This is a genomic window from Bradyrhizobium sp. LMG 9283, assembly GCF_045571415.1.
GTDB lineage: Bacteria > Pseudomonadota > Alphaproteobacteria > Rhizobiales > Xanthobacteraceae > Bradyrhizobium.
The window spans coordinates 2,965,233-2,990,706 of sequence record NZ_CP120691.1; the positions used below are offsets into that span (position 1 = coordinate 2,965,233).

The following is a 25,474-nucleotide window of genomic DNA, read 5'->3' on the forward strand; positions in this document are numbered from 1 at the left end:
CAACGGAATGGACACTGAGGATGGCTCATCTGGGTTTACGGCATAGGTGACGACCAGGTCATGGCGTTCACCGACTTCGGCATCGAGAACCTGACCGAGCTCATCAGGATGCACAAGGACGACCCCGAGCTCCTCAGTATCCCTCCGCCAAAGCTTTCAATTACCCACATCGTCGACGAGTTCTGATTGAGAGGCCGAAGGCGATGTCATTGAGGCGTGTTAGGCCTCGCCACACCACCATGTTTCCTGGCGGCGGATCGTGGTTGCGCGCGAGGTAGCCGCCCAGCATGGCAATCTGGAGCAAGTAGGTGGCGAGGGTCTTGCGCAAGATGCGCGGCTTGGACCGCGCCGCGTCGATGGCATCTAGCGTCGCGATTTCGGTTGAGGTGAGGACTGTCTCCGGCGCAGCGTCGGGCTTCGCTCGTGCGGACATGGTGAGGAAGAAGATGCGCCAGCTGACCATCGCGATGAGGGCGAGGAACTTGGTCAGCCGCTCGGCGGTCTCAAGCCTCGTCTCTTCGGCGCGGCAGCCAGACTTCATTACCTTGTGAAACACCTCTGCTTTCCAGCGCAAGGCGTACCATTAGCTTCTCGATGGCCATGGTGAAATCTCCGACCGGCAGATTGGTCACCAGCTTCCAGTCGATCGGCGGACGGCCCGCCGGCGGGTCGATCTCAAGGGCGTGAATGTAGGTGAGAAGCTGAGGACTGTATCGCTTCTGCTTGCCTATGGGCGGCAAGGTTTGGATTGCGGCGAACTTCACGTGCACGCACGCCGTCTCATCCTGTCCTATCGCGACGTAATGGCGTCCCGCCCAAGGCGTGGCTGAGAGCTGGGCGAAGACCCGATGAGCTCCATCCCGTGGCTCTGCGTCGGCGGGCGCGCCGGCCAATCGGTTGGTCTGCACTCGCACCAGAAAGCGCGTGCCGAGATCCTGCGCCAGGCAAAAGAGCTCGTAGATGTCGCTCTCGCGGTCGGCCACATGCACGCAGCGTTCCGGCGTGCCCACGAGCGCCATCGACTGGCGCAGGTTCTCCAGCCAGCGATAGCTTTCCTTCGTCTCGATCGGTACCCGCGTGGGGTTCACATGCCGCTTGAGCGTCCAGGTCCCCTTGAACTTCGTGCGTGTCCAGAACTTCGCTGCCGTCAGCCCGAGCGGCGTGCCGCCGAGGGTTACGGCCAGGCTCGAATGCATCAGCACTCCGCACAAAGTCACCACGTTGGGCTGACCCGCCTTGTAACGTCCGGCGTTGATGGTCTTGGTAAAGCCGATCTTACCCGGCTGCGCACGGCTGTAGATGAACTCGGTGGTATCCTGCAGAATGAGGATTGGTCCTTCGCTCGCCGCGCAGCGCATGGCGGTCGCGGCAAAATGGCCGGCCAGCATCCCATGCTCGGTAACGCGCGGATTATCGAAGAAGCGATAGGCCGCCTTCGTCGCCGCCCAGTCGCCGCACGCGGCCGGGACCGGTTGGCCAGGTGCCGCCGACATCTGATCAAGCAGGCGGACAAATCGGCGCGCCAATCGCTTGTCCGGCAGCCCTGCCGAAACGACTTCGTCGTCATGCCAGCCTGCAGCACCGGCTCCCGTGTCTCCGCTCATCTGTGACGCCTCCGCGAATCGGCGTCACAAACAGAATCACAGGCGATTCAACCGATGCAAATCCTACGCACGAGATGTGGGTAATCGAAAGCCGCCAAAGGCCGCCTTGTCTGACGAAAGCAAGCGCTGCAGGTCCTAGGGGTAATCCTAGGAGAAGCGCTATGACGATTTCGAGGGCGGAGGTGATCACATCGGTCGAGCGGCGGCGCCGGTGGTCGCAGGATGAGAAGGAGCGGCTGGTTGCAGCATCGCTTGAGCCCGGAGCCAATGTTTCCGAGGTGGCTCGCGTGGCCGGGCTTCATGTGAGCCAGCTGTTCAGGTGGCGCAAGGAGCTTTGCAAGCACGCTGAAGCGAGTATAGCGCCGTTCGTGCCGGTCGAGATTGGGCCGTCTGTGCCGCGGCGGGAGGTGGCCGAAGCGCCATTGACGACGGCGGTGCGTCGACGGAAGAGCCAGGGCATCATCGAAATTGATCTTGGTACCGGGCACCGCATCCGGGTCGATGGCGACGTTGATGGAGACGCGCTACGTCGCGTTCTCGATGCTTTGGTCCGCCGATGATCCCGGTTCCGACGGGCGCGCGAGTGTGGCTCGCGACGGGCTACACGGACATGCGCCGAGGCTTTCCGTCGTTGGCACTCCAAGTGCAGGAGGTGCTGCGCAAAGATCCGCTCAGCGGTCATCTGTTTGTCTTCCGCGGCCGCCGCAGCGATCTTGTGAAGGTGATCTGGCACGATGGCCAAGGAGCATGCCTCTTTACCAAGAGACTCGAGAGGGGAAGGTTCATCTGGCCATCGGTTGCCGGAGAATCGGTAACGATCTCGCCGGCGCAGTTGAGCTACCTGTTGTCCGGGATTGATTGGCGCAACCCTCAAGAAACCCAGCGTCCGACGCGGGTCGGATAGTGGTTTTGGGTTTGAATCTGCTGCTCGATCTGATTCAATGGCTTCGTGATATCGAAGCCGGACGACCTTCCATCGGATCTTGTCAGCGCCCTGGCGGCGCTGCAGGCCGAGCGTGAGGCGCGGCTGCGAGCCGAGGCGGTGGCTGCCAGCGCGCAGGCGGAGCTGTCGGCCAATGAGGCGCTGATCGCGCATCTCGAGCTGCGGATCGAGAAGCTCAAACGCGAACTGTACGGGCAGCGCTCCGAGCGCACGGCGCGTCTGATCGAGCAGCTGGAATTGGAGCTCGAAGAACTCGCCACCACGGCGAGCGAGGATGAGCTTGCCGCTCAGGCCGCGGCGACGAAAACCCAGAGCGTCCGCCCCTTCACACGTAGGCGGCCGGTACGCAAGCCCTGGCCGGACGACATCGAGCGCGAGCGCGTCGTCATCGAGGCTCCGAAGAGCTGCGCCTGCTGCGGCGGATCGCGCCTGGCGAAGCTGGGCGAGGATGTGACCGAGACGCTGGAGGAGATCCCGCGCCGGTTCAAGCTGATCGAGACGGTGCGGGAAAAGTTCACCTGCCGCGATTGCGAGAAGATCAGCCAGCCACCGGCACCGTTCCATGCCACGTCGCGCGGCTTCATCGGTCCGCAATTGCTGGCGACGATCCTGTTCGACAAGTTCGGCATGCATATCCCGCTCAATCGCCAGAGGGTGCGCTTTAAGGCCGAGAGGATCGACCTGCCGTTGTCGACGCTGGCCGACCAGGTCGGCCACGGAACCTTCGCCGTCATGCCGCTCTTCCAGCTGATTGAGCGCCATGTACTCGCAGCCGAGCGCCTTCATGGCGACGACACCACCATCCGCATCCTGGCGAAGGGCAAGTGCACGACCGGCCGGATCTGGACCTATGTGCGGGATGACCGGCCCTACGGTGGGTCTGCGCCGCCGGCGGCGGTCTATTACGCCTCAAGCGACCGACGAGGCGAACATCCCCAGAAGCATCTGGCTGCCTTCGCCGGCATCCTGCAAGCCGATTGCTATAGCGGCTTCGAGCCGTTGTTCGACCCGCAAAAGAAAGCGATGCCGATCACGCCGGCATTCTGCTTCGCCCATGCGCGGCGGGGCTTCTTCGACCTGGCCGACATCGAGAAGAATGCCAGGGAAGGTCGCAAGGGCAAACCGGTCTCCCCAATCGCACTGGAGGCTGTCAGATGCCTCGACGCGTTGTTCGAGATCGAGCGCGCCATTAACGGCCGCAGCGCCGAAGAGCGGCGTGCCGTGCGCCAGGGGAGAAGCAAGCCGCTGCTCGATGACATGCACGACTGGCTGCTCCGCGAGCGAGAAACCCTCTCGCGCTCCTCCGAGGTCCTGAAGCCCATGCTCAGGCGCTGGGCCGACTTTGCCCGCTTCCTCGACGATGGCAGGATCTGCCTCAGCAACAACGCCGCCGAAAGAGCGTTGCGCGGCATCGCCTTGGGAAGGCGCAACTGGACCTTCGCCGGCAGCCTACGCGGCTTGCTCCCGCAGCCGATGATCGCGGCCGGCACAAAGCCAGGTAGCATGCCTCTGTCCCCGCGCCCCGCGACTTGCGCCTGCGTTGCCTGGCGACGCCAGAGAAACAACAGGCTTGGACTGATATCGTGCCGCCGCGCCACCGCGGACACGCTCGCCCCCGGCGCAAAACTCTCCGCAACAATCGCCGCCTTCGCGTCGGTCGACCAGCGCCGACGCCGGCCCGTCCCCGTGATGATCTCGATGCGCTGCAGCGTGTCGGCGCCGTCTTCAAGGATAGACGTATGCCTATCCTTATCGCTATCCTTACGACTATCCTTGGACATTGTGACCTCGCGACAAACCATTCCGCGAGATATTCTTAGCCGACCAGATCAGCCCTCAGTGCGTGGTCCCTGGATGACGCTCACCAGGATGGCGTTGCTGGTTAGCTCGCTGCCGTTGTCGCTGACCACCATTTTCGGCTTGCCGCGCTCGATCATCAGCCGGTCCAGTTCCCGCGCCAGGCGGATGCCGGAGAGCGAGGTATCGGCCACCAGCGCCAGGCACTCGCGGGTGCAGTCATCGACCACGGTGAGGACGCGGAAGCGGCGGCCGCAGGTCAGCTGATCCGACACGAAGTCGAGCGACCAGCGCTCGTTCGGCGCCATCGGCACCGTCATCGGCGCCCTGGTCCCGATGGCGCGCTTGCGGCCGCCACGGCGGCGCACTGCAAGCTTCTCTTCCCGGTACAGCCGGAACAGCTTCTTGTGGTTGACCCTATAGCCCTCCCGCTTGAGCAGGACATGCACGCGCCGATAGCCGAAGCGGCGGCGCTCGTGCGCGATCGCCTTCATGCGCTGGCGAAGGCCGCCAGCGTCCGTCCGGATCGTCTTGTATCTCACAGTCATGCGGCAGCTGCCGATGGTTTTACACGCCCGCCGTTCGCTCATCCCGTGGGCATCCATGAGATGGGCGACAGCTTTCCGCCTCCTCGCGGGCGTCACCATTTCTTTCCCAGCAAGTCCTTCAGCGCGACATTGTCGAGCATGGCATCCGCCAGCAGCCGCTTCAGCCGCGTGTTCTCATCCTCCAGCGCCTTCAGCCGCTTAGCCTCCGACACCTCCATACCGCCGAACTTGGCTTTCCATTTGTAGATGCTGGCGTCGCTGACGCCGTGCTTCCGGCACAGATCGGCGACCGAAACGCCGGCCTGGTGCTCCTTCAAAATTCCGATGATCTGCTCTTCCGAAAAGCGGCTGCGCTTCATGCTCTGGTCCTTGTCGTAGGCCAGAACAAACTTCAAACTGGATTAAGCCGGCGGGGCAAGGTCAACGCAGACGAATTGTAAGGGGTGACGGAATTCTATTTTGAGCAACGTCGACCGGCCGGAGCCAGAAGCGCTTTCTTGATCCTTCACCTTTCACTCAGGGCACTCCAGCCTCGTCTCGCGATGGTTGGAGCTAGTTGTGACAACTGAGCCAGAGTGGTTGAACGGTAATCCGTCAGCTAGCTACCGGAGCAGACCACTTTTAAGTCATTATCCGATCACGACTTTCTTATGACTGAACTTGCGGAAGTCCCGCAATGGGATCTCGGAACCGCAATAGCTCGGCTCCATAATAACGGTCATCAGTAAGGGAAGATTCCCGCAGAGAGCCGCGAATCCCAAGGCACAGGCCCCAGAAGATCCATACGAAGTGCCAGTAGTGAACAGTCAGACCAGTCAGCATCAGCATGACGACGGCGGCCGAGAAGCCCCACTTCAGGCGAGCCGTATCAACGTTCGAGCTTCCACGCACTTGAACGCCGCGGTCACCAATGACCGTGCTGAAATTAACGAGGATCAACATCCCGATCATCGGAAGGCCAAAGCGTAAGGCCAACTGTAGCCAGACAGAATCGACGGTGTAGTCAAGGATGGAATCGTTCAGAGGAAGGAAGGCGAAACCCGTGACCGGCTGCTCGTCGATCCTCGCGAGCGCGAGATCCCAGATCATCAAGCGGAACCACCCGGATACGGGGTCAAGCGTCAGGTTAGTGATGATCCAGGCTATCGGTCGGTTGGTCACAGCGAATAGGACGATCGCGAGAATTGCTATCGAAGTCCAGAACAGACTTCCTCGCCACGGAAACTGCTTCAAAGACCTGTCGTATGCGAATGCGCCCGCCGCTATTAATAATGAAAGTAGTGGGCCGGAGGATAGCGCGAGGAAGCATCCGAGTGCGGAGACGCCTACCCACTTGATCCATTTACCAGGCGTGGTTTCCGAACCCATCAGAATTACGCCGGAGATGGTACAGAACGTACCAAACAGGATTGGATGATCAAAGGTGGACGCTGCCCTGACAAGATTGATGCGGAAGTCCGGGGCCAGAAGCGGAGCACTGTTGACAAGCCGAGCCAGAGCTTCATGAACGAATAGTCGTCCTGAGAGCGTATCTGCGATGCCCAACAGGACGACAATCGCGATGGTGCCTTTTAGGGCGCGAATGAAGACGGCCACAGCTTCCGGACCGAGGAAAAAACCGCGAGCAACGAAGTAGGCTCCCGCGAGCTCTGTGGCTTGCGCCCCTGCTGACGACATGCTTTCGGTGCCGCCCACATAGGCTGCTACCCCGATCATCCAGATGGCCGTCGTGGCCATCAAGTAGTCAGCCAATATGAGCTGCCGATATGACTTGCCAAGCCTGATCAGCGCCGGAACCAGGAGCAGCAGGAGGGCGCCGCGCCCGACTGTAAGCTTCGGTCCCAAGGCACTGGACGCGACAAGACCACCTGGAAACAGAATCCCAACAAAGCAAAGCCAGGCAACTATCGGATTAGGTGTTCGATAGTGTTGCTTCGCGTGATCGTGAACGCCGTATAGGCGAGCGGGTATTGCCATGTTATCGATCCCTACGCAGCGGCGGCCTTTCCCAGAACGTTTACATACTGCTTGATGCAAGCCTCCACATCGAAACGAATGCGGGCTTCCCTAGCGATCACCGACCGCTCGGCCTCCCAGTGTTCGCGGTTATCGATGATGTCGTTCATCGCAGAGACAAGTTCTGCCCTGTTGCGTTGAGTCTGAAAGCGGTGTCTTGCTGCCGTCTCCCAGGTGACCGTTTCCGGATCACCGGCAGGATTTGCAACGATGTATCCAAACTTGCCTTCGCGCCCCACTTGTTCGCGGGCGCCGCCCACATCGCTCATTATGACAGGCAGACCCGCGCATAACGCTTCCATCGAGGCGAGCGGCCATCCTTCAAAGAATGAATTCAACACGAAGCAATCGGCTGCGCACAGGAGTATGGACGGATGTGAAATACTGTCGCGCAGATGTATCCTATCTGAAGCCCCGGACCGCCCGCGCAGACGCAGCAACTGCTGCATATACAACGCATCATCCATTCTTCCCGCGATAAGAAGATGCGCATGCCGAAATGTTTGCGCGACGGCGGAGAACGCTGAGATCAGGCCATAGGCATTTTTCTGCAGAACATGGCGTCCTAGGGAGACGAAGAGAAATTCATCTTCAAGGCCAAGCCATTGTCTCGCAGCCGTTCGGTCCACTGGAGGCCGTTGCCTGTCGTTGAATCCATTCGGGATTGTGACAATGGCGTCCGGCTGGAAAGCAGGATTGCCGCGCATGTATTGTAGTCTTACAAGCTCGCTAACCGCGACAAAGAACCGAATGCATTGACTCCTCCGGGCTTCGGCCTGCCAATTCGTTCCGATCGGGGTTGGTACCGCGTGGAGCGTTTCGACCACAGGTATTCGCGCGTCATGCGCTGCCTCGATCAACCAGTCAGGAGGTGCGTGCGCACTGATGACGTCAGGACGATTGTCGGTCAGCCATCGGCGACTGTTTTCGACAGACTCTTGGATTACCTGAATTCCCTCCTCGCGCACACTCCTCAGGAGTAGTCCTCTCCGGGCGGCAGGGTCCGTGAGCATGATGGTCGTAGCTATGCCATGGCTCGGCAGTCGTCGGGAAAGAAAAGCGACGAATTCATCAATACCGCCTGTATCCAAGACGCTGGTGGAAATCAAACATCTCTGCTGGAGCTTGGGGGCTGTAGGCGCGCACTCTCCATTTCGGACCAGCTCTGCGGCGTGCTCGAACGGCGGAAGTGGCCCGTGCGCATACTCGCGCGTGATCAAGGGCGAGGACCAATCCTCAATTAAACGTTGCTCCTTGCGAAGCTGCGACAGCAAGTAGCGGCCCGCATTTCGTAGTATGCGAGGGGCGGGCCCTCGATAGCGCTGTGCAAGAAGCGCAAGTTGTACGATGCGAGACGTATCAACCTTGAGAGGCTCCTCCACTGTATCGATCCTAATCTTATTCCTCGAGGCTCGTGGCGGACGATCCCGGCTCCGCAGCAAGGCCCGGTAAGTTCCTTCAACCGCCAAACAATTTTAATATTTAAAGCGAGAAGCGTCCAGAAAATAATTTTAAATGTAGTAAACAGCCGCCTTGTTTAATTGTTGGGGGTGTTCCATGCCCGCCGATCCTCGTTGGAATGCGCGAACTCTATCTTTGAGTCCCTAAGGCGCTGCCGAAGCACGCTGTTGTAAATTGCGTCCAACTGGTCCAGCTTGCGGTCCCACAGCCCAATCTTGGACACGCGACTACGGGCTTGCTCGCCGAGAGACAGTCTGAGATTGCGGTCACTCGCCAGGCGCCCTATGGCAGAGGCGATATCATGCGCGTACTGTTCTGGCGCCACAGCATGCAGGCGGATCGCGCAACTATCGTCGGTAGCGGCTCCGGGGCCGCCCCGATCACAAACGATCAGCGGTAGGCCATAACCCATGGCTTCGAATATCACGTTGCCCCCCGGTTCCCGATAACTCGGAAAGACAAAGATGTCGGCTCTCGCATAGAAGCCGTCAACGGCGTCGCGGGTTTTCCGCCCGTGAAAGAATACCCGATCCGTTAAGTGAAGCCGCCTTGCCAACTGCTCGCATGCCGCGCGGTCGGGGCCGTCGCCTACAATATCAAGCACGAGTTCTAGATCGTGCAGTTTGCTCATTGCCTCAATGACATCCCGCGCCCCTTTGGTTCTGATGAGGCGGCCGACAAAGAGAAGCTTCACCGGACCACGCCTGGTCGACCGATCTATAGGATCCGGAAGCTTCTCGAGGCCCGTTTCACTCATGATTTCAAAGCAATGGAGCGATCGCTCACTAAGAACGTCCCGGACATAAGGAGCGATGCCGATAACGCAGGACGCTCGATCAAAGGTCATTCGAAGCCATGGATCGAAACGCAAGCGCAACCGATCTAGCTGCCGCAACCGCACATACCAGGCGGTAGCGCGTTCCTGCTGCCGGAACGCCGCCGGCGAATCGAGGCTGCCTCCGACAGGTCCCACAATATACGGAATGCTGAACCCGACCAAAGGAGAAGGATATCGCATTGCAACCGGAAGGGGCTGGTGCGCGAGATCGAAACGCTCTCCGCGTGCTAAAGCTTGGCGAATCCATTTTCGTGCCCTCCAATAAAAGAAGAGGTAGCCTGGCTTTAGCATGCTGTTGAGACGTTCGGCCCGTCCTAACAGCGGAGGCTCGGGCCACTCAATTATTCGCAAGCCGCTAAGTTGTGTGGATGTGGGACTTGCGCCGCGCTTGTAGTAGGTCAAGAGCGTGACCCGATGCCGCTCGGCAAGGCGGCGCACCCATTGGTAGGCCACCCATGCCTCGCCGACGTCCTGGCCATCACAGGTGGGAGCTATCAGAAGAAGGTTTAGCGCCATCTACGGCTCATCCGCTATGGGTTTACAGTCCGCATTTTATCCTTCACTCAGGCGGAAAATATTGATATCTAATTCAGCAGAATAAAATTAATTAAATAAAGCTGGAGTTAAATGTGGACGTATCAATTATAATTGTCAACTGGAATACGCGCTGCCTGCTCGCGCAGTGCCTGGGGTCAGTTGCTATCGAGATGAGTTCGCGCGTAAGGTTCGAAGTCATCGTTGTGGATAATGCGTCGACGGATGGTTCATGCGAAATGGTCCGGAGAGAGTTTCCCGACGTCAAGCTCATAGTAAACAGCGAGAATCGAGGATTTGCGGCGGCGAACAATCAAGCTCTTGCGGTTGCGCAAGGGCGGTACGTCTTGCTGTTAAATAGCGATACCATCGTATTGGACCGAGCAATTGAAAAGACGATCGCCTTCGCCGACCGCTACCTTGATACTGCAGTCATTGGATGCCGCGTCCTAAACCAGGACCGCAGCTTGCAATCCACTTGCTTTATGTTTCCGTCACTTCTGAATTGGTTTTTGCACGCGACCTATCTGTATCAACTTTTCCCGCGCAGCAGATTCTTCGGCCGCGAACGGATGACATGGTGGGCTCGAAACGATGTCCGTGAGGTGGATGTTGTCACTGGATGTTACATGCTGGTTCGGCGAGACGCCATCGATCAGGTGGGGCCGCTGGACGAACGTTTCTTCATGTATGCCGAAGAGACTGACTGGTGCCTCAGGTTTGTCGCCAAAGGCTGGAAAAACCGATTTACACCGGAGGCCGAGATTATTCACTTGGGAGGAGGTAGCGCCCCCAAGTTGGGATCGAATCGCGCTCGGGTTTCGAATAGGTCTTTTGTGCGGTACATGTTCAAACATTGGTCAAGATCACGGGCAATTGCAGGCGTAATTATGCTGACGTTGTTCTATTTGCTCCGGCTGCCCCTTTTGGTGACAAAGAGAATGGTCTGGCCCGGCGGGGAGGACGACCGGCTCCTTGAGAATCACTGGGCGGGCTTAATAGACATGCTAAATTACAGAAGGCATTTAATTTCGTAGGTCGTCCACGTTTTCTTAGCCACCAATCTCAGCGGGGTGTCGAGGTCTGACCGATGTCATCGTTTTACAACAAGCTTATTCCCTTTATTGAAGGGAAGACCGTTCTTGATGCCGGCAGCATCGGCCATTCTTACAAAGGCAGAACGGCTTTCAAAACCTGGAACTTTGCCGTGCTTGCGCAATATGCTGCAAGTATAAAGGGTTTCGACATCCTCGAAAAAGAGATTGAAATCGCTCGACTTGATGGGCATGACATTGTGTTTGGAAATGCCGAGACATTCGTTACACCTGAAAAGTATCAGGTCGTTTTCGCGGGTGATTTGATTGAACATCTTTCAAACCCCGGATTGTTTATCCGATGTAGCCACGAAAATCTGGTGGAGGGTGGCCAACTCATCGTTGCTACCCCGAACACATATTCCTTGGCGAAGCTCGTACGTGTAGTCGCCCGCGCCACAAACGAACCACCCTGCAATCCAGAGCATACATTTTACTTTACGCCGCAAACCCTGGAGCAACTGGTTTGCCGCCATGGATTTCGATTGAGGCAGATCATCTACAGCGACATGCAGTATGCGCAAGGCCATGGTTCGAGATCGAAGAGAATTAAGCTGTTCATCAATTCAAAAATTAGTTCGATGATTCCTCGGTTTTCTCAAGCTATGATCGCGGTCTTTGATCGAAACTGATTTGATACGAATGACGGTGCCCTTAATCTGGGATATGCCGAGCCAGAATCGCCTGATCATGTTGCAAATGCCGCCGATGTGATCCTTTCGAAGTTGTCAGCAGGTGTGATTAGGCGATCGCAAATAGTCGAGTTTCAAATCGATGAGCAGTTGTTCACCATGGCGGGCTACCTGGCTGGCTATGCTAAGCGTGCCCGTTTGCCTCGACTCGTCAAGCGTGTTGGCTTCCACTAGTCCGAACCAAAGTGGCGTTTTTCTCCGAACCGAAGACGTGGGAAGTGTTGCCGACGGCTGTGCGGCCGATGGTCGGACGGGCGCTGCGAGCTCGGCGCCGCAGCATCCAGAGTTGTTGACGCGCTATGCGATAAGATCTCCCTGTAAGGTCGCGGGGGTTGACTATGCGGTTGGACCGAATTCTACGCCATCAAAGGATCCGGCAACCATCTCGATGGCCGGCGTTTCGGTTGATAATGCGAGCAGGACTATCCGCATTACGGGCGACAACGTCACGCTGGATGGATACGACTTCGCGCTTCACGGCGGATATCAGGTGGCGATCATGGCTGCGAACACGACGATATCCAATAGCAATTTCTCGGTGGGGACGAACCAGGGAGCTTACCTGATATACGGCGGCACGTCGGCGTCCAATCTCACGGTGATACATAATACGTTTGACGGCAGCTCGATCGGCAACAACCTATCGTACATTCGGTACTCGGGCTCGGGCGAGGTGACGCTGGAATATAACTGGTTCAAGAATTTTCCGGGGCACATCGTCGAATTTACTCAGGCCAATGGAAGCCCGAGTTTTTCCGTCGACTACAAATATAATCTGATCGAACAAGGTTCGCTCCACGAGGGTTATCATCTGAATTTTCTGCAATTCGGCGGCGGCACGGCGAGCTCGGTGGACGTCGAGTTCAACACCACCTACCAGACACCGCAGGTTTCCGGCGGCGAGGGCTTTCAATTCTACAGCAATACGCAGGGCGGCGTGATCCAGGATGCCGTGATGGCATATAACACGATGATCGCAACGGGAGGCAACGCTGGCTCCGCGATGTCGTATATGCTTCATGCCAACTCCTATAACGACAATAGTTCAGCGCCTAAGGGCAGCGTGCACGACAATTTCTTCGACCTGCAGGCAGCGTGGGGCGCGTTCTACTCCGCGCCGAGCGGCTGGTCGTTCTCCAAGAATATGGATATGCGAACCGGCAAGATCATCAACTCCAAGAACAAGCTTTTACCGGTGGTGCGACAAAGAGAGCAGCAGCCACCGCTACGCTGATTGGGCCATGCGACGCCGTCCTCGCACTGCTGGCACCGGTCGCTTGCGATTCCCCGTATATCGACGGGGCTCCATTCGGACGCAGTCGCACGTGAAAGATTAGATCGAGAAAATCGTTATCCTCTGAATAGTCCAAATTAAATAACTGAGGAAAACTAATTGTCTGAGCTGCGCGCGGACGAGAAAGTTTGGCAGGCTCGCTAGAGAAACACCCGGAGTGAGCCGCCATGTGGCCTCAAAAAAGCCCGCGCTGGCCGTTCTAGCTGCGCCCGCTTGTTGGTGACGCCATTCCGTTCGGGCAACCCGAAGAGCGTCATGTCAGCAAATGGATCGCAATTGGATAAGGAGAGTACGAGAATGGCAGCACAGCATCCCAACCTGCTTGACGGGTATGCAGTACGTCCCACCTGGCAGGTCGCGGGAGTTGACTATGCGGTTGGACCGAATTCTACGCCATTAAAGGATCCGGCAACGATCTCGATGGCCGGCGTTTCGGTTGATAATGCGAGCAGGACTATCAGCATCACGGGTGACAATGTCACGCTGGATGGATACGACTTCGCGCTTCACGGCGGATATCAGGTGGCGACCAGTGCTGCGAATACGACGATATCCAATAGCAATTTCTCGGTGGGGACGAACCAGGGAGCTTACCTGATATACGGCGGCACGTCGGCGTCCAATCTCACGGTGATACATAATACGTTTGACGGCAGCTCGATCGGCAACAACCTATCGTACATTCGGTACTCGGGCTCGGGCGAGGTGACGCTGGAATATAACTGGTTCAAGAATTTTCCGGGGCACATCGTCGAATTTACTCAGGCCAATGGAAGCCCGAGTTTTTCCGTCGACTACAAATATAATCTGATCGAACAAGGTTCGCTCCACGAGGGTTATCATCTGAATTTTCTGCAATTCGGCGGCGGCACGGCGAGCTCGGTGGACGTCGAGTTCAACACCACCTACCAGACACCGCAGGTTTCCGGCGGCGAGGGCTTTCAATTCTACAGCAATACGCAGGGCGGCGTGATCCAGGATGCCGTGATGGCATATAACACGATGATCGCAACGGGAGGCAGCGCTGGCGACGCGATGTCGTATATGCTTCATGCCAACTCCTATAACGACAATAGTTCAGCTCTTAAGGGCAGCGTGCACGACAATTTCTTCGACCTGCAGGCAGCGTGGGGCGCGTTCTACTCCGCGCCGAGCGGCTGGTCGTTCTCCAAGAATATGGATATGCGAACCGGTCAGATGGTGAATTCGAATAATACCGAATCGACACCAACGTTTTCACCGACTATATTGCCGGCTGGGACTGATGGTTCCTCGGGCGGCGCCTCGTCTGGTTCTGGGTCGACCGGTGCTACTTCACCCGCCGCACCCGTGATCGCGTCGTTCTCGACCGATAGCGGCACCGTGGGCGACAATATCACCAACGACAATACGATCGAGCTCAAGGGCACCGCTGCTGCCGGCAGCACGGTCAAGTTTTACGACAGTGCGAACCAGATCGGTTCGACCACTGCGGACTCGAGTGGCGCCTGGGATTACATTACAAAGGTCCTGACCGACGCCAAGCATACGCTGACCGCAACGGCGACCAACTCGTCGGGCCAGACCAGCGCGGCGTCATCTGCGTTGGCAATCGCCATCGATACCAAGGCGCCGACTGCGCCGACCATTGCCAGCCATACGGTGAACACCGCCAATCAGGTGGTGATGTCGGGCAGTGCCGAAGCGAGCAGCGTCGTGAAGGTGTTCGACGGCACGACCCAGATCGGGACCGCGACGGCCAACAGCACTGGCGGGTGGAGCTATACAACCAGCGCCCTTGCGGCCGGTTCGCACAGCCTTACCGCGACGGCAACGGACGCAGCAGGGAACACCGGCGCGGCGTCCACCGCGTTCACGGCCAGCATCACCGGCACCTCCGCGCCAGCCACACCGACCTCGCCGACGTCACCGTCGTCGCCGACTGCCGGCACGGTCGTCGAGTCAGCTGGCGCGACAACTCTCGTTGAGAGCGGCGGCAAATATTACCTCAACGGCAGCACCGGATCGGGCCCCACGCTGAAGGATAACGGTGTGGAGTTTGTGAACGGGTCGGATGGCACCTGGGCACCGATTGGTGCGGAGAAGACCGCGACGGGCTATGAGGTTGTCTGGAAGGAGGCGAGCACCGGTCAGTACACGGCGTGGAACACCGACAACAACGGCAACTACGTGTCCCATGTCGACAGCCTGACCGGCTCCACGTGGGGTGGCTCGGTGTCGGGTACGGACTCTGGCCTCAAGTCGCTCGAGACGACCTTCCATCAGGATCTGAACGGTGACGGGCAGATCGGTACTTCCACTGCAACCACACCGACGTCGCCAACGCCGACGACTGGCAAGGTCATCGAATCGGCTGGTGTGACAAGTCTCGTTGAGAGTGGTGGCAAATACTACCTCAATGGCAGCACCGGCACCGGCCCCACGCTGAAGGATAACGGCGTGGATTTCGTGGACGGCTCCGACGGCACCTGGACTCCCATTGGTGCGGAGAAGACGGCGACGGGCTATCAAGTTGCCTGGAAGGAGACGAGCACCGGTCAGTACACGGCGTGGAACACCGATAATGACGGTAACTACGTCTCTCACGTCAGCTCCCTGACCGGCTCCACGGAGGGGGGCTCGGTGTCGGGTACGGACTCTGGCCTCAAGACGCTGGAGACCAGCTTCCATCAGGATCTGAACAGTGACGGGCAGATCGGTACTTCCAGCGTAGCTACGTCGTCCACTGCAACCAATAGCACTGCTGCTATTGCCGGCAGTACGTTCGTCGCTTCGCCGGGCAACACGACCCTGACGAGCACTTCTGGCGATGACACCTTCGTTGGCAGCAGCCAGGCCGACACTTTCGTGTTTGGCGCGAATTTCGGCAACGACGTCATCAAGGGCTTCGTTGCGCGCGGTCCTGCGCACGACACGATCGAGTTCAGCAAAAGTGTGTTCGACAGTTTTGCGAGCGTTCTCTCCCACGCGACCCAATCGGGCACCGACGTCGTGATCGCGACGGGGAGCGATACGCTTACGCTGAAGAACGCCAAGCTCGGCGCGTTGACCAGCCACGACTTCCACTTCGCGTAGGAGACAGGGCAACCACACGGACTAGTACTCAACAACTGCCTCGGGGGATCTCTTGGGGGATCCCCCGATAAAGGCATGACTAAAGGGCAGGCATCATGGCTGACGTTGGACGGCGGGGGATGATCCTCCCGCCTGCGAATCTTTATCGAATCCCAATCATGCATTTGTCAGGACTATTGTCGGCCGGGCGCCGGCTGGCGGACGATGCCGAACGGTCGACATCGCGGCTCGTCGGCTGGGCAAAGCGCTGGGTTGAAGCCCTTCGGCAACGGATATTCGTCGGTCGTTTCCAGCCGGCGGAGAACTATGAGGAGCCGCAGTCAGAGATGTCGGCATTCCTGCGGTCTTGCCGCCGGATATTCTGGGCTCTCGCGGCCTTCAGCGGGATGAGCAATCTCCTAATGCTCACCGGTTCGTTCTTCATGCTGCAAGTCTATGATCGGGTGCTGCCCGGGCGCAGCATCCCGACTTTGGTCGCCTTGATGGTTCTGGCTACGGTCCTCTACCTGTTTCAGGGTGGGCTTGACTTCGTCAGGAGCAGGATCAGCGCGCGGGTCGGCCGGTATTTTGATGAAAGGCTCGGTATTCGCATTTTCGACGCGCTTGTTCGCCTGCCTTTGAAGACCAGGGCCGATGGCGACGGCTTGCAGCCGGTGCGGGATCTTGATCAGGTCCGCAGCTTCCTGTCGAGCGGAGGGCCGACGGCGCTCTTCGATCTGCCCTGGATGCCGATCTATCTCGGCGTCTGCTTCCTCTTTCACTTCTGGATTGGCGTCACTGCGCTGGTTGGCGCGCTGGTGCTGGTCGGTATTACGATGCTCACGGAAACGCGTACCCGAGGCCCGGCAAAGGCGAGCTCGCGTCTCGCCGTTTCGCGAACTGCCCTCGCGCTCGAGGGACGGCGCAATGCCGAAGTTCTGCAGGCCATGGGCATGCGGCAGCAGGCGGCGCTGCGTTGGCGGGATGTCAACGCGAAGTATCTCGCGGCCCATGAGCGGGCCAGCGATGTCGCAAACGGACTCGGCGGTGCCTCCAAGATCTTTCGGGCGATCCTGCAATCGCTGGTTCTTGCCGTTGGCGCAGTCCTCGTCATCAATCAGGAATCGACGGCCGGCATCATCATTGCCGGATCAATCCTCACCGCGCGGGCCTTGGCGCCTGTTGAAATGGCCATTGCGAACTGGAAAGGATTCGTCGCTGCGAGGCAATCGGGACAACGGCTTGATGCTTTGCTGAAGCTTCTGCCCGGCGAGGAGGAGCGGCTGGCATTGCCTCCTCCTGTTGAAACTCTCACCGTCGATCATCTCTATGTTGGCGCTCCAAACTCGGAGAGGCCCACCGTCAATGAAGTGTCATTCCAACTGCGGAGCGGACAGGCGGTCGGAATCATTGGGCCGAGCGGATCGGGAAAATCGACGCTGGCACGAGCGCTGGTGGGGGTATGGCCGTGCATTCGGGGCCGGATACGGCTGGACAACGCCGCGCTCGAGCACTGGTCTTCTGACGCCCTCGGCAAGCATATCGGTTACCTGCCTCAGGATGTGGAATTGTTTGACGGCAGCATTGCGATGAACATTGCGCGGTTCGATCCGCAGGCGACGGCCGCCGCTGTTCTGGAGGCCTCGCATGCCGCCGGCGCGCACGATCTCATTCTTTCGCTTCCGGACGGCTACAGCACGAAAATTGGCGAGGGAGGATTGGCGCTGTCAGCGGGGCAGCGGCAGCGCATCGGGCTCGCACGTGCCTTCTACGGCAAACCGTTCCTGGTCGTGCTCGATGAGCCCTCCTCCAATCTCGACGCCGAGGGCGAGGAGGCGCTGACTGAGGCGATCCTGAACGTGCGTCGCCGCGGCGGGATTGTCGTCGTTGTCGCCCATCGTCCGAAGGCGCTTGAAGCCGTCGATCATGTCTTGTGCCTCGGGGAAGGCAGGGTTCAGTCCTTCGGCAAGAGAGAGGAGGTCCTCAAGAGGGTCTTGCGGAATCCCGTGCCGCTCAAGGTGGTCGCGGAAGCTCAAGGAGGCAGCCGATGAACGGCCAGGTGGCGCCGGCGATGCAATCCATCCAGCGTTACATGATCGTCGGCATGATCATGTTCGGTCTGGTGACCTTTGGGATCGGCGGTTGGGCGACAACGAGCCAATTGTCGGGCGCGGTGATCGCTCAGGGCGTGGTCGTGGTGGATTCCAGCGTCAAGAAGGTTCAGCACGCAACTGGTGGAATCGTGGGAGAGTTGCGTGTGCGCCAGGGCGATCGGGTCAATGCAGGCGACGTCTTGATCCGCCTCGACGAGACGCAAACGCTGGCGAATGCGACGATCGTCACCAACAGCATCGATGAGCTGCTGGCGCGGCAGGCTCGTCTCGAGGCCGAGCGCGATGGTGCCGAGCAGGTCGTGTTTCCCAAGGTGCTGCTCGACCGGGCCAAAGAGAGCAACTCCGAGGCGAGTCGTGCGATCACCGCGGAGCGGAAGCTGTTCGACCTTCGTCGTCAGGCACGGAGTGGCCAGAAAGCGCAGCTCCAGGAGAAAAGCGCGCAGCTCGAAAACGAGATCAAGGGCTATATGGGGCAGACCGAGGCCAAGCAGAAGGAAGTGGAATTCATCCGCCAGGAGCTGGAGGGCGTGCGCAGCCTCTGGCAGAAGAATCTGGTGCCGATCACGCGGCTCAATTCCCTCGAGCGCGACTCCGCCCGCATCGAAGGGGAGCGGAGCCAGCTCGCAGGAATGATTGCTCAGTCTAAGGGCAAGATCTCCGAAATCGGACTCCAGATCATCCAGATCGACCAGGATCTGCGCACGGAGGTCGGCAAGGACCTGATCGAGACGCGCTCGAAACTCTCCGAGCTGGGCGAGCGCAAGACTGCAGCGGTCGACCAGTTGAACCGCGTCGATATCAGGGCGCCACAATCCGGTCGCGTCCACGAGCTCAGCGTTCACACGGTTGGAGGGGTGATCTCTCCCGGCGAGCAAATCATGCTGATCGTCCCTGACGCGGACTCACTTGCGGTTGAGGTCAAGATCGCACCGAAGGATATCGACCAGGTCTATGTGGGGCAGACCGCGACAATGCGCTTCGCAGCGTTCAACCAGAAGACCACGCCCGAAATCGACGGCGAGGTCAGCATGGTCTCGGCGGACATCACGCAGGATCAGCGCGCCGGCACGAGTTACTACACAGGCCGCGTCCTGCTGAAGCCGGAAGAGCTCGCGAAGCTCGGCTCGGCCAAGCTCCTGCCAGGCATGCCGGTCGAGGTCTTCATCAAGACCGCAGGTCGGACCGCGCTTTCATACCTGCTCAAGCCGCTGCAGGATCAGGCGGGACGGGCATTCAAGGAGCGCTGAGTTGGTGCAGGATGGCAGCAGCGCTCGACTGCATATATTCGGGACCGGCGCCCTCTCTCTGGGCGTCGGTGGTGCGATCAGCCGCTGAAAGCAAAGCCGGACGGTCGCGAGAGCCGGGAGCGGGCGTGCCGGTCCAACGAGCGCGCGTCTCAAACCTGACCGGCGTCTGCGCTCCGGTTTGAAGAATCCGCCGCGGCATCCTGGTTATCGGCGCACCTGACGAGATCGGGTAGAACGAACGTGATGAGATCGTCCACCCCGCGATCAACCGTAGTAAATCGCGCGCCATTCGATGGCTCGACCGTGCTAGATGCTTGTTGCCCCTCGGAGAGGCGATGGGGTGCTCGAAGGATCGTCCGCTCAGTACGTCCATCCGTTTGGCGTGCAGGTTCATTGCGGCCACGAAGACGAGTATCGAAGTTTCAGCTCCAAGAATGACGAGTAGCTCGACTGGCATGTGAACTAGGTCCTGCTCAAGAAAGCCTGTTTGACGGCTTGGCTCCAACAAATATTTAAATCAACGATAAAATTATACCGTGGCAAATTATTGCCGCGACCGGCGGCGCACGACCTTCCATCGCGCCCAGCTTCAACCTTTTCCACCAACGGCAATCGGCGCCTATCGAGGCGTCTCGCACCGGCGCTCTTCTCATTCCCGCTCGTCTTTGCAGGCCGCCTCTCGCAGGGGGGGGGCTCATTTAATAATTATTGCCGTTTAAATTAAATGGGTGTTAAATATATAATATATTAAATAGGTTTCTGGGTGGTCAGGCGCGCCTGCGCCGGCTGGACCGACCCGTTTGGCGTTCGAAGGGGATCGGCAGATGCAGCGAACTTCGGGCCCGGTCCTCGCGGCAGCCATAGCGACCGTGATCGGGGGCATTCAGTGGGCGGGGGCGGCGTTGTCGGCCTTGCCACAGGTCCCCCAGGCGGACCTTGCGCACATCGAGCTTGGGCGCCCGACGCTTCCGCCTCTCACTTACACAATGTTCTGTCTACGCTATGAGGCCGAATGCCGCCCGCGGCGCTTCTTCCGCGGCGGGCCGGTCCGCCTGACGAAGGAACGTTGGGCAGAGCTGAAAGCAGTCAATCGCGCAGTGAACCGGGCCATTGCTCCGCAACCTAACGAACTTGGCCTTGCAGGTGAGGAGTGGCTCGTTAACCCGGCTCGCGGCGATTGCAACGACTACGCAGTGAGCAAGCGTCATGAACTGCTACAACGTGGCTGGCCCGCGCGGGTTCTGCTGTTGAGCGAAGTGGTGACCGGTTCTGGAGACCATCACCTTGTGCTCGTGGTGCGCGCCAGGACTGGCGACTTGGTCCTCGACAACCTAACGCCCGAGATCAAGCCTTGGGCGCGGGCACCGTACGGCTGGATCCGCATGCAGATGCCGAGCGACAGCCGATTGTGGGCGAGGGCCGGTCGTCCAGGCGCATAAGCTCTTACCACGCGGCCGAAAGCGGGCGGTCGTTGAGAGACGGCGCGTCCGCCGTCAGGATGCCGCGAGGCCCACCGTAGTCCCGGCGGCGGCTGTGGAGTCGACCCAACGTCGGATCGTGCCATCATATATGTCGGCACCGTAGAGCCAGCCGTCGGGCCCCTTCTGCAGGTCCACAATGCCTTGTACGTTGTCCATCAACTGGACGCTTGCGATCTGCCGGTTCGCATCCAGCGTCGCTGCGAAGATCGTTCCGTTGTAGACGTCGTCGAAGAACATCGTGTTCTGATTGTAGAAATCTCCCGCGGTGATCACATGGGCGTTGTCTGGTGCCCCGTGGCTGAGGGGCAGGATCGGGAACACGGCAGGCGGGTCCGACAAATTGTTGCGGTTGCCATTATTGTAGAAGGTGATCGCCTGGGAGAGGTTCTGGTAGCTGGCGGTTTTGTCCGGACCTTCAAAGTAGGGCCATCCGAAATTCGAGCCGGCGGGCCCCGTATCGATCTCTTCCCAGTTGTTCCAGCCCACGTCTCCGAGCACAGGCAGATTCGTGACGGGGTCGAAGCTGAAGCGGTACGCGTTGCGGACGCCGTAGTAGAACACTTTCGACTGATTGCTGTTTGGGTCGCTTGCCTGATAATACGGGTTGCCGGGAGCTCCCTCACCTGTAATTGGATCGATCCGCAAGAGCTTGCCCGAGAGATTGTGTATGTCCTGGACCCGCACTGCGCGGGGATCGACGAAGTTGTAGGACGTGCCATCCCCGACCGTCAGGTAGAGATAGCCGTCGGGACCAAAATGAACGGCACCGATCGAATGCGAGTCGCTGTCGGTCGCAAGATAGTCACGGATGTTCTGGTTCTGGACGCCAGCCCTGTCGGGATCGTTGTCCTGCGCTCCGGTCTCGATTTGGCTCGCGGGAGCCGTGATTGTGGTGCCGTTGACGATCCCGGAAGGAACGATGCTGGGATCACCGCCGCTGTTCGCGTCGGGACGGCTCGTATAGGCCCAGATGCTGTTCTTGCCGACCAGCACCACTTCGCTGGACGGATCGGCAATCATCGTGTTGGGGTCGACGGTGACCCTCACCAGACGACAAGGTCGGTTGCCACCCCCATCGGCCGCTGCGAGCCCGCTCTGAGTCGCCGTCTCGGGCGGATCGTAAGTGTAGAGCAGGTAAACATAGTGGTTGCTTGCGAAATTCGGGTTCACCGCGATTCCCAGCAGCCCGCGATCGCCGAAATCATTCACCTCGCTCGAAATGTCGATGAGCGGAGTCGATCGCAACGTGCCGTTGTCCACCACGCGCACCACGCCGTCCTTCTGCGCGATCAGCATGTAGCGGCCGTCGGGCGTCCAGTCCATCGCCGCAGGCTGGTTCAGACCCGTCACCGCTGTCTCGCCCACCAGGTTGCCGAGAGCGGGGTTGTCATTATCCAGGATCTTCACCATCGTCGTCGCCTGGGAGCCGAGCGTGGCGCCCGTCGGGTTGCTCAAGGTGACGGTGAAGGTCTCGTCGTTCTCCGGAGTCGTATCATTGACGATCGGCACCGAGATGGTCTGGCTCGCCTGTCCGGCGGCAAAGGTCACCGTGCCCGATGTGGTCGTGTAATCGGATCCCGCGAGTGCGCTGCCGCTGCTCGTCGTGAAGCCGACCGTGGCTGCTTGATTGACGGGCCCGCTGCGCAGCAGCGTGATCGTCGCGGTCGGACTACTCTCTGCAACACTTAGCACAGCGTCCGCCATAGAGATTGTGGCGGGCGAGTCGTCGTCGAGGATGGTGACGAGCACGGTGCGTGGAGCTCCGAGGGATCCGGAGCCGGGATTTTGAAGCCCGATGGCGAACGTCTCATTGCCCTCGGTGAGTTGATCGTTGACGATCTGGATGGTGAAGCTCTTGGTGCTCTCTCCCGGTCCGAAGACGACCTGGCCGGTGTTCGTCCGACCATTGAAGGTGGGCTGGATGAAATCCGATCCAGCCGTCGCGGTACCGCCGGTGCCGATTTCATTCGTCGTGTACTCAACGGTGTTTTGAGACGAGAGGTCGCCGGAGCGCACGACAGTGATGGTGACCGTGCCGGCCGCTTCATTGACATAGATCGTAGAGGTGTTGAGCAGAGCGATGACGTTGGAGGGAGCGTACACGACGTCGCGGAAATAGTTTGCATTCTGATAGACGCTGGTGGGGAAGACGCCCGCGCTGTAGTCGAAGACGCCCGCACCGACCGGAGCGTTCAGGCCGCCATTGCTGATGCCGGAGGCGAAGCCCTGGGTGGTGGAGACGTAGTAGCTGTTGATGTTGACCGAGACCACGTAGGTCGTGCCGGCGGCGATGGTGAGCGGCGTGGCGAGCGCCTGCTGCTGCCAGCCCGATGCGCCTTCGTTGGTGAACGTGACGGTTGCCAGCTCCTGGCCCGTTGCCGACCAGATGTGGCCGACATGGGTTCCGGTCTCGCTCGAGGCCTTGTAGTACCGGATCGCCTGGATCACCCCGGACGCGTCAGCGGTGAAGCGCATCCCCAGCTCATAGTCCGCCCCAGTCCCGTCGGTGGCATTGGTGTTGGCTGGGGTCTGGGTCGTGAACAGGGTGGTGGTCGTACTCGCAGCTGCAACCGTCGCCGTGGCCGTGCTGGTTGCGTTCTCGCTGGCGCCGAGCTGGTCGGTGTAGGTGGCATTCACCCGGATCCGCTTGCCGACCAGGCTGCTGTCGAGGGTAAGGCTCGCGGTCGTGGCGGACAGATTGGTCCAGGTGGTGCCGTCAGCGCTGCTCTGCCAGCGATAGGTGATGCTTGCCGGGACGCCGTCGGGATCCGTGACGCTGGCCGTCAGCGTCTGGTTCTGGGTCGCCGTGCCGTTGATCGTGACGACACCGACGTCGTTGACATTGGCCACTTTCGTGCCGGTCGCGGCGCTCACCGGGGTCTCGCTACTGCCCAGCTGGTCCGTGTAGAAGGCGGTGACACGTATGAAGCTGCCGACCTGCGCCTGCCCGAGGGTCAGTGTGCTCGCCGTCGCGCCCGTGATGTTGCTCCACGTGGTGCCATCCGTGCTTTGCTGCCATTGATAGGTGACGGTGGCCGGCACCCCATCCGCATCGCTCACTGTCGCGGTCAAAGTCTGGTTCTGCGTCGGGGTCCCGCTGACGCTCACCGTGCCGGGGTGATTATCGGGGGTCGACGAGCTCGCAGCGAACACGACGTCGCGGAAATAATTGGCATTCTGATAGACGCTGGTGGGGAAGACGCCCGCGCTGTAGTCGAAGACGCCGGCACCGACCGGAGCGTTCAGGCCGCCATTGCTGATGCCGGAGGCGAAGCCCTGGGTGGTGGAGACGTAGTAGCTGTTGATGTTGACCGAGACCACGTAGGTCGTGCCGGCGGCGATGGTGAGCGGCGTGGCGAGCGCCTGCTGCTGCCAGCCCGATGCGCCTTCGTTGGTGAACGTGACGGTTGCCAGCTCCTGGCCCGTTGCCGACCAGATGTGGCCGACATGGGTTCCGGTCTCGCTCGAGGCTTTGTAGTACCGGATCGCCTGGATCACCCCGGACGCGTCAGCGGTGAAGCGCATCCCCAGCTCATAGTCCGCCCCAGTCCCGTCGGTGGCATTGGTGTTGGCTGGGGTCTGGGTCGTGAACAGGGTGGTGGTCGTACTCGCAGCTGCAACCGTCGCCGTGGCCGTGCTGGTTGCGTTCTCGCTGGCGCCGAGCTGGTCGGTGTAGGTGGCATTCACCCGGATCCGCTTGCCGACCAGGCTGCTGTCGAGGGTAAGGCTCGCGGTCGTGGCGGACAGATTGGTCCAGGTGGTGCCGTCAGCGCTGCTCTGCCAGCGATAGGTGATGCTTGCCGGGACGCCGTCGGGATCCGTGACGCTGGCCGTCAGCGTCTGGTTCTGGGTCGCCGTGCCGTTGATCGTGACGACACCGACGTCGTTGACATTGGCCACTTTCGTGCCGGTCGCGGCGCTCACCGGGGTCTCGCTACTGCCCAGCTGGTCCGTGTAGAAGGCGGTGACACGTATGAAGCTGCCGACCTGCGCCTGCCCGAGGGTCAGTGTGCTCGCGGTCGCGCCCGTGATGTTGCTCCATGAGCTGCCGTTCGTGCTTTGCTGCCATTGATAGGTGACGGTGGCCGGCACGCCATCCGCATCGCTCACTGTCGCGGTCAAAGTCTGGTTCTGCGTCGGATTCCCGCTGACGCTCACCGTCCCGGCGTGATTATTGGGCTTCTTCGAGCTCGCAGCGTACACGACATCGCGGAAATAATTGGCATTCTGATAGACGCTGGTGGGGAAGACGCCCGCGCTGTAGTCGAAGACGCCGGCACCGACCGGAGCGTTCAGGCCGCCATTGCTGATGCCGGAGGCGAAGCCCTGGGTGGTGGAGACGTAGTAGCTGTTGATGTTGACCGAGACCACGTAGGTCGTGCCGGCGGCGATGGTGAGCGGCGTGGCGAGCGCCTGCTGCTGCCAGCCCGATGCGCCTTCGTTGGTGAACGTGACGGTTGCCAGCTCCTGGCCCGTTGCCGACCAGATGTGGCCGACATGGGTTCCGGTCTCGCTCGAGGCCTTGTAGTACCGGATCGCCTGGATCACGCCGGACGCGTCAGCGGTGAAGCGCATCCCCAGCTCATAATCCGCCCCAGTCCCGTCGGTGGCATTGGTGTTGGCCGGCGTTTGGGTGGTGAACAAACTTGCCATTTTTGTTCTCCCGCGCAGTCGAGTCCTGTTGGTGATTTAACCAAATCAGACGGCGAAAATCGAATATTAATAAATTAAATATTAAATTTATTTGTCTCATTTCT

Annotated in this window: 16 protein-coding genes and 3 pseudogenes; 11 read left to right on the forward strand and 8 right to left on the reverse strand. The window is 59.7% G+C overall.

The genetic code is table 11. The features are described from left to right. Nucleotides 1–60 precede the first annotated feature (60 nt). On the forward strand, nt 61–186 hold the full coding sequence (locus P6U29_RS13745) for a hypothetical protein (RefSeq protein WP_407118074.1): 126 nt from the start codon (nt 61–63) through the stop codon (nt 184–186). Here the strand turns inward: P6U29_RS13745 and P6U29_RS13750 are convergent. Together P6U29_RS13750 and P6U29_RS13755 are read right to left on the reverse strand one after the other, a co-directional pair. Beyond that, nucleotides 161–574, reverse strand: a complete 414-nt coding sequence (locus P6U29_RS13750; RefSeq protein ID WP_407118075.1) for a hypothetical protein — start codon at nt 572–574, stop codon at nt 161–163. The genes P6U29_RS13745 and P6U29_RS13750 overlap by 26 nt on opposite strands. After that, nucleotides 504–1,604, reverse strand: coding sequence for a transposase DNA-binding-containing protein (locus P6U29_RS13755; protein WP_407118076.1), 1,101 nt, complete (start codon nt 1,602–1,604; stop codon nt 504–506). Before P6U29_RS13755 ends, P6U29_RS13750 begins: the two co-directional genes overlap by 71 nt. 182 nt (nt 1,605–1,786) lie before the next feature. Here P6U29_RS13755 and tnpA point away from each other — a divergent pair, with 182 nt between their 5' ends. The 3 genes and pseudogenes from tnpA to tnpC all read left to right on the forward strand — a co-directional run. Beyond that, complete coding sequence (tnpA, locus tag P6U29_RS13760) at nt 1,787–2,164, forward strand: IS66-like element accessory protein TnpA (RefSeq protein ID WP_407118077.1); 378 nt, start codon at nt 1,787–1,789, stop codon at nt 2,162–2,164. Beyond that, the gene (gene tnpB / locus P6U29_RS13765) at nt 2,161–2,508 is read left to right on the forward strand and encodes an IS66 family insertion sequence element accessory protein TnpB (RefSeq protein WP_407118078.1); all 348 of its coding nucleotides are present in this window, start codon (nt 2,161–2,163) and stop codon (nt 2,506–2,508) included. The genes tnpA and tnpB overlap by 4 nt, the downstream gene beginning before the upstream one ends. Nucleotides 2,509–2,553: 45 nt before the next feature. Beyond that, nucleotides 2,554–4,005: pseudogene (tnpC, locus tag P6U29_RS13770) on the forward strand (IS66 family transposase); the annotation flags it as partial. An 89-nt stretch (nt 4,006–4,094) separates the two neighbouring features. On the opposite strand, the pseudogene P6U29_RS13775 reads toward tnpC, so the two are convergent. From P6U29_RS13775 to P6U29_RS13795, 5 genes and pseudogenes are all read right to left on the reverse strand, one after another. Then, a pseudogene (locus tag P6U29_RS13775) lies at nt 4,095–4,256 on the reverse strand (transposase); the annotation flags it as partial. A gap of 156 nt (nt 4,257–4,412) precedes the next feature. Continuing rightward, a pseudogene (locus P6U29_RS13780) lies at nt 4,413–5,251 on the reverse strand (IS3 family transposase); the annotation flags it as partial. Nucleotides 5,252–5,540: 289 nt separating this feature from the next. After that, nucleotides 5,541–6,869: a hypothetical protein gene (locus P6U29_RS13785; protein ID WP_407118079.1), complete on the reverse strand. Its 1,329-nt coding sequence runs from the start codon at nt 6,867–6,869 to the stop codon at nt 5,541–5,543. A gap of 11 nt (nt 6,870–6,880) precedes the next feature. Then, a complete protein-coding gene (locus tag P6U29_RS13790) occupies nt 6,881–8,182 on the reverse strand; it encodes a glycosyltransferase family 4 protein (RefSeq protein WP_407118080.1) in 1,302 nt (433 codons plus the stop codon). A gap of 263 nt (nt 8,183–8,445) precedes the next feature. After that, nucleotides 8,446–9,723 carry a glycosyltransferase family 4 protein gene (locus P6U29_RS13795; protein ID WP_407118081.1) on the reverse strand — a complete coding sequence of 426 codons (1,278 nt, stop codon included), beginning with the start codon at nt 9,721–9,723 and terminating at the stop codon, nt 8,446–8,448. Between the two features lie 113 nt (nt 9,724–9,836). On the opposite strand from P6U29_RS13795, the gene P6U29_RS13800 reads away from it, so the two are divergent. The 7 genes from P6U29_RS13800 to P6U29_RS13830 all read left to right on the forward strand — a co-directional run bounded on the left by P6U29_RS13800 (nt 9,837) and on the right by P6U29_RS13830 (nt 20,675). Further along, complete coding sequence (locus P6U29_RS13800; RefSeq protein ID WP_407118082.1) at nt 9,837–10,778, forward strand: glycosyltransferase family 2 protein; 942 nt, start codon at nt 9,837–9,839, stop codon at nt 10,776–10,778. Nucleotides 10,779–10,831: 53 nt separating this feature from the next. Then, entirely contained in the window at nt 10,832–11,467 is a 636-nt protein-coding gene (locus P6U29_RS13805; RefSeq protein ID WP_407118083.1) for a class I SAM-dependent methyltransferase, read from the forward strand. 448 nt (nt 11,468–11,915) lie between these two features. After that, nucleotides 11,916–12,761: a hypothetical protein gene (locus P6U29_RS13810; RefSeq protein ID WP_407118084.1), complete on the forward strand. Its 846-nt coding sequence runs from the start codon at nt 11,916–11,918 to the stop codon at nt 12,759–12,761. A 357-nt stretch (nt 12,762–13,118) separates the two neighbouring features. Next, on the forward strand, nt 13,119–15,896 hold the full coding sequence (locus tag P6U29_RS13815; protein ID WP_407118085.1) for an Ig-like domain-containing protein: 2,778 nt from the start codon (nt 13,119–13,121) through the stop codon (nt 15,894–15,896). 326 nt (nt 15,897–16,222) lie between these two features. Then, nucleotides 16,223–17,926: a type I secretion system permease/ATPase gene (locus tag P6U29_RS13820; RefSeq protein ID WP_407118086.1), complete on the forward strand. Its 1,704-nt coding sequence runs from the start codon at nt 16,223–16,225 to the stop codon at nt 17,924–17,926. Further along, nucleotides 17,923–19,236, forward strand: a complete 1,314-nt coding sequence (locus P6U29_RS13825) for an HlyD family type I secretion periplasmic adaptor subunit (RefSeq protein ID WP_407118087.1) — start codon at nt 17,923–17,925, stop codon at nt 19,234–19,236. The genes P6U29_RS13820 and P6U29_RS13825 overlap by 4 nt, the downstream gene beginning before the upstream one ends. A gap of 824 nt (nt 19,237–20,060) precedes the next feature. Further along, nucleotides 20,061–20,675, forward strand: coding sequence for a transglutaminase-like cysteine peptidase (locus P6U29_RS13830; protein WP_407119322.1), 615 nt, complete (start codon nt 20,061–20,063; stop codon nt 20,673–20,675). Between the two features lie 54 nt (nt 20,676–20,729). Here P6U29_RS13830 and P6U29_RS13835 read toward each other — a convergent pair whose 3' ends face one another. Continuing rightward, the gene (locus P6U29_RS13835; RefSeq protein WP_407118088.1) at nt 20,730–25,370 is read right to left on the reverse strand and encodes a DUF4082 domain-containing protein; all 4,641 of its coding nucleotides are present in this window, start codon (nt 25,368–25,370) and stop codon (nt 20,730–20,732) included. Nucleotides 25,371–25,474 lie beyond the last annotated feature (104 nt).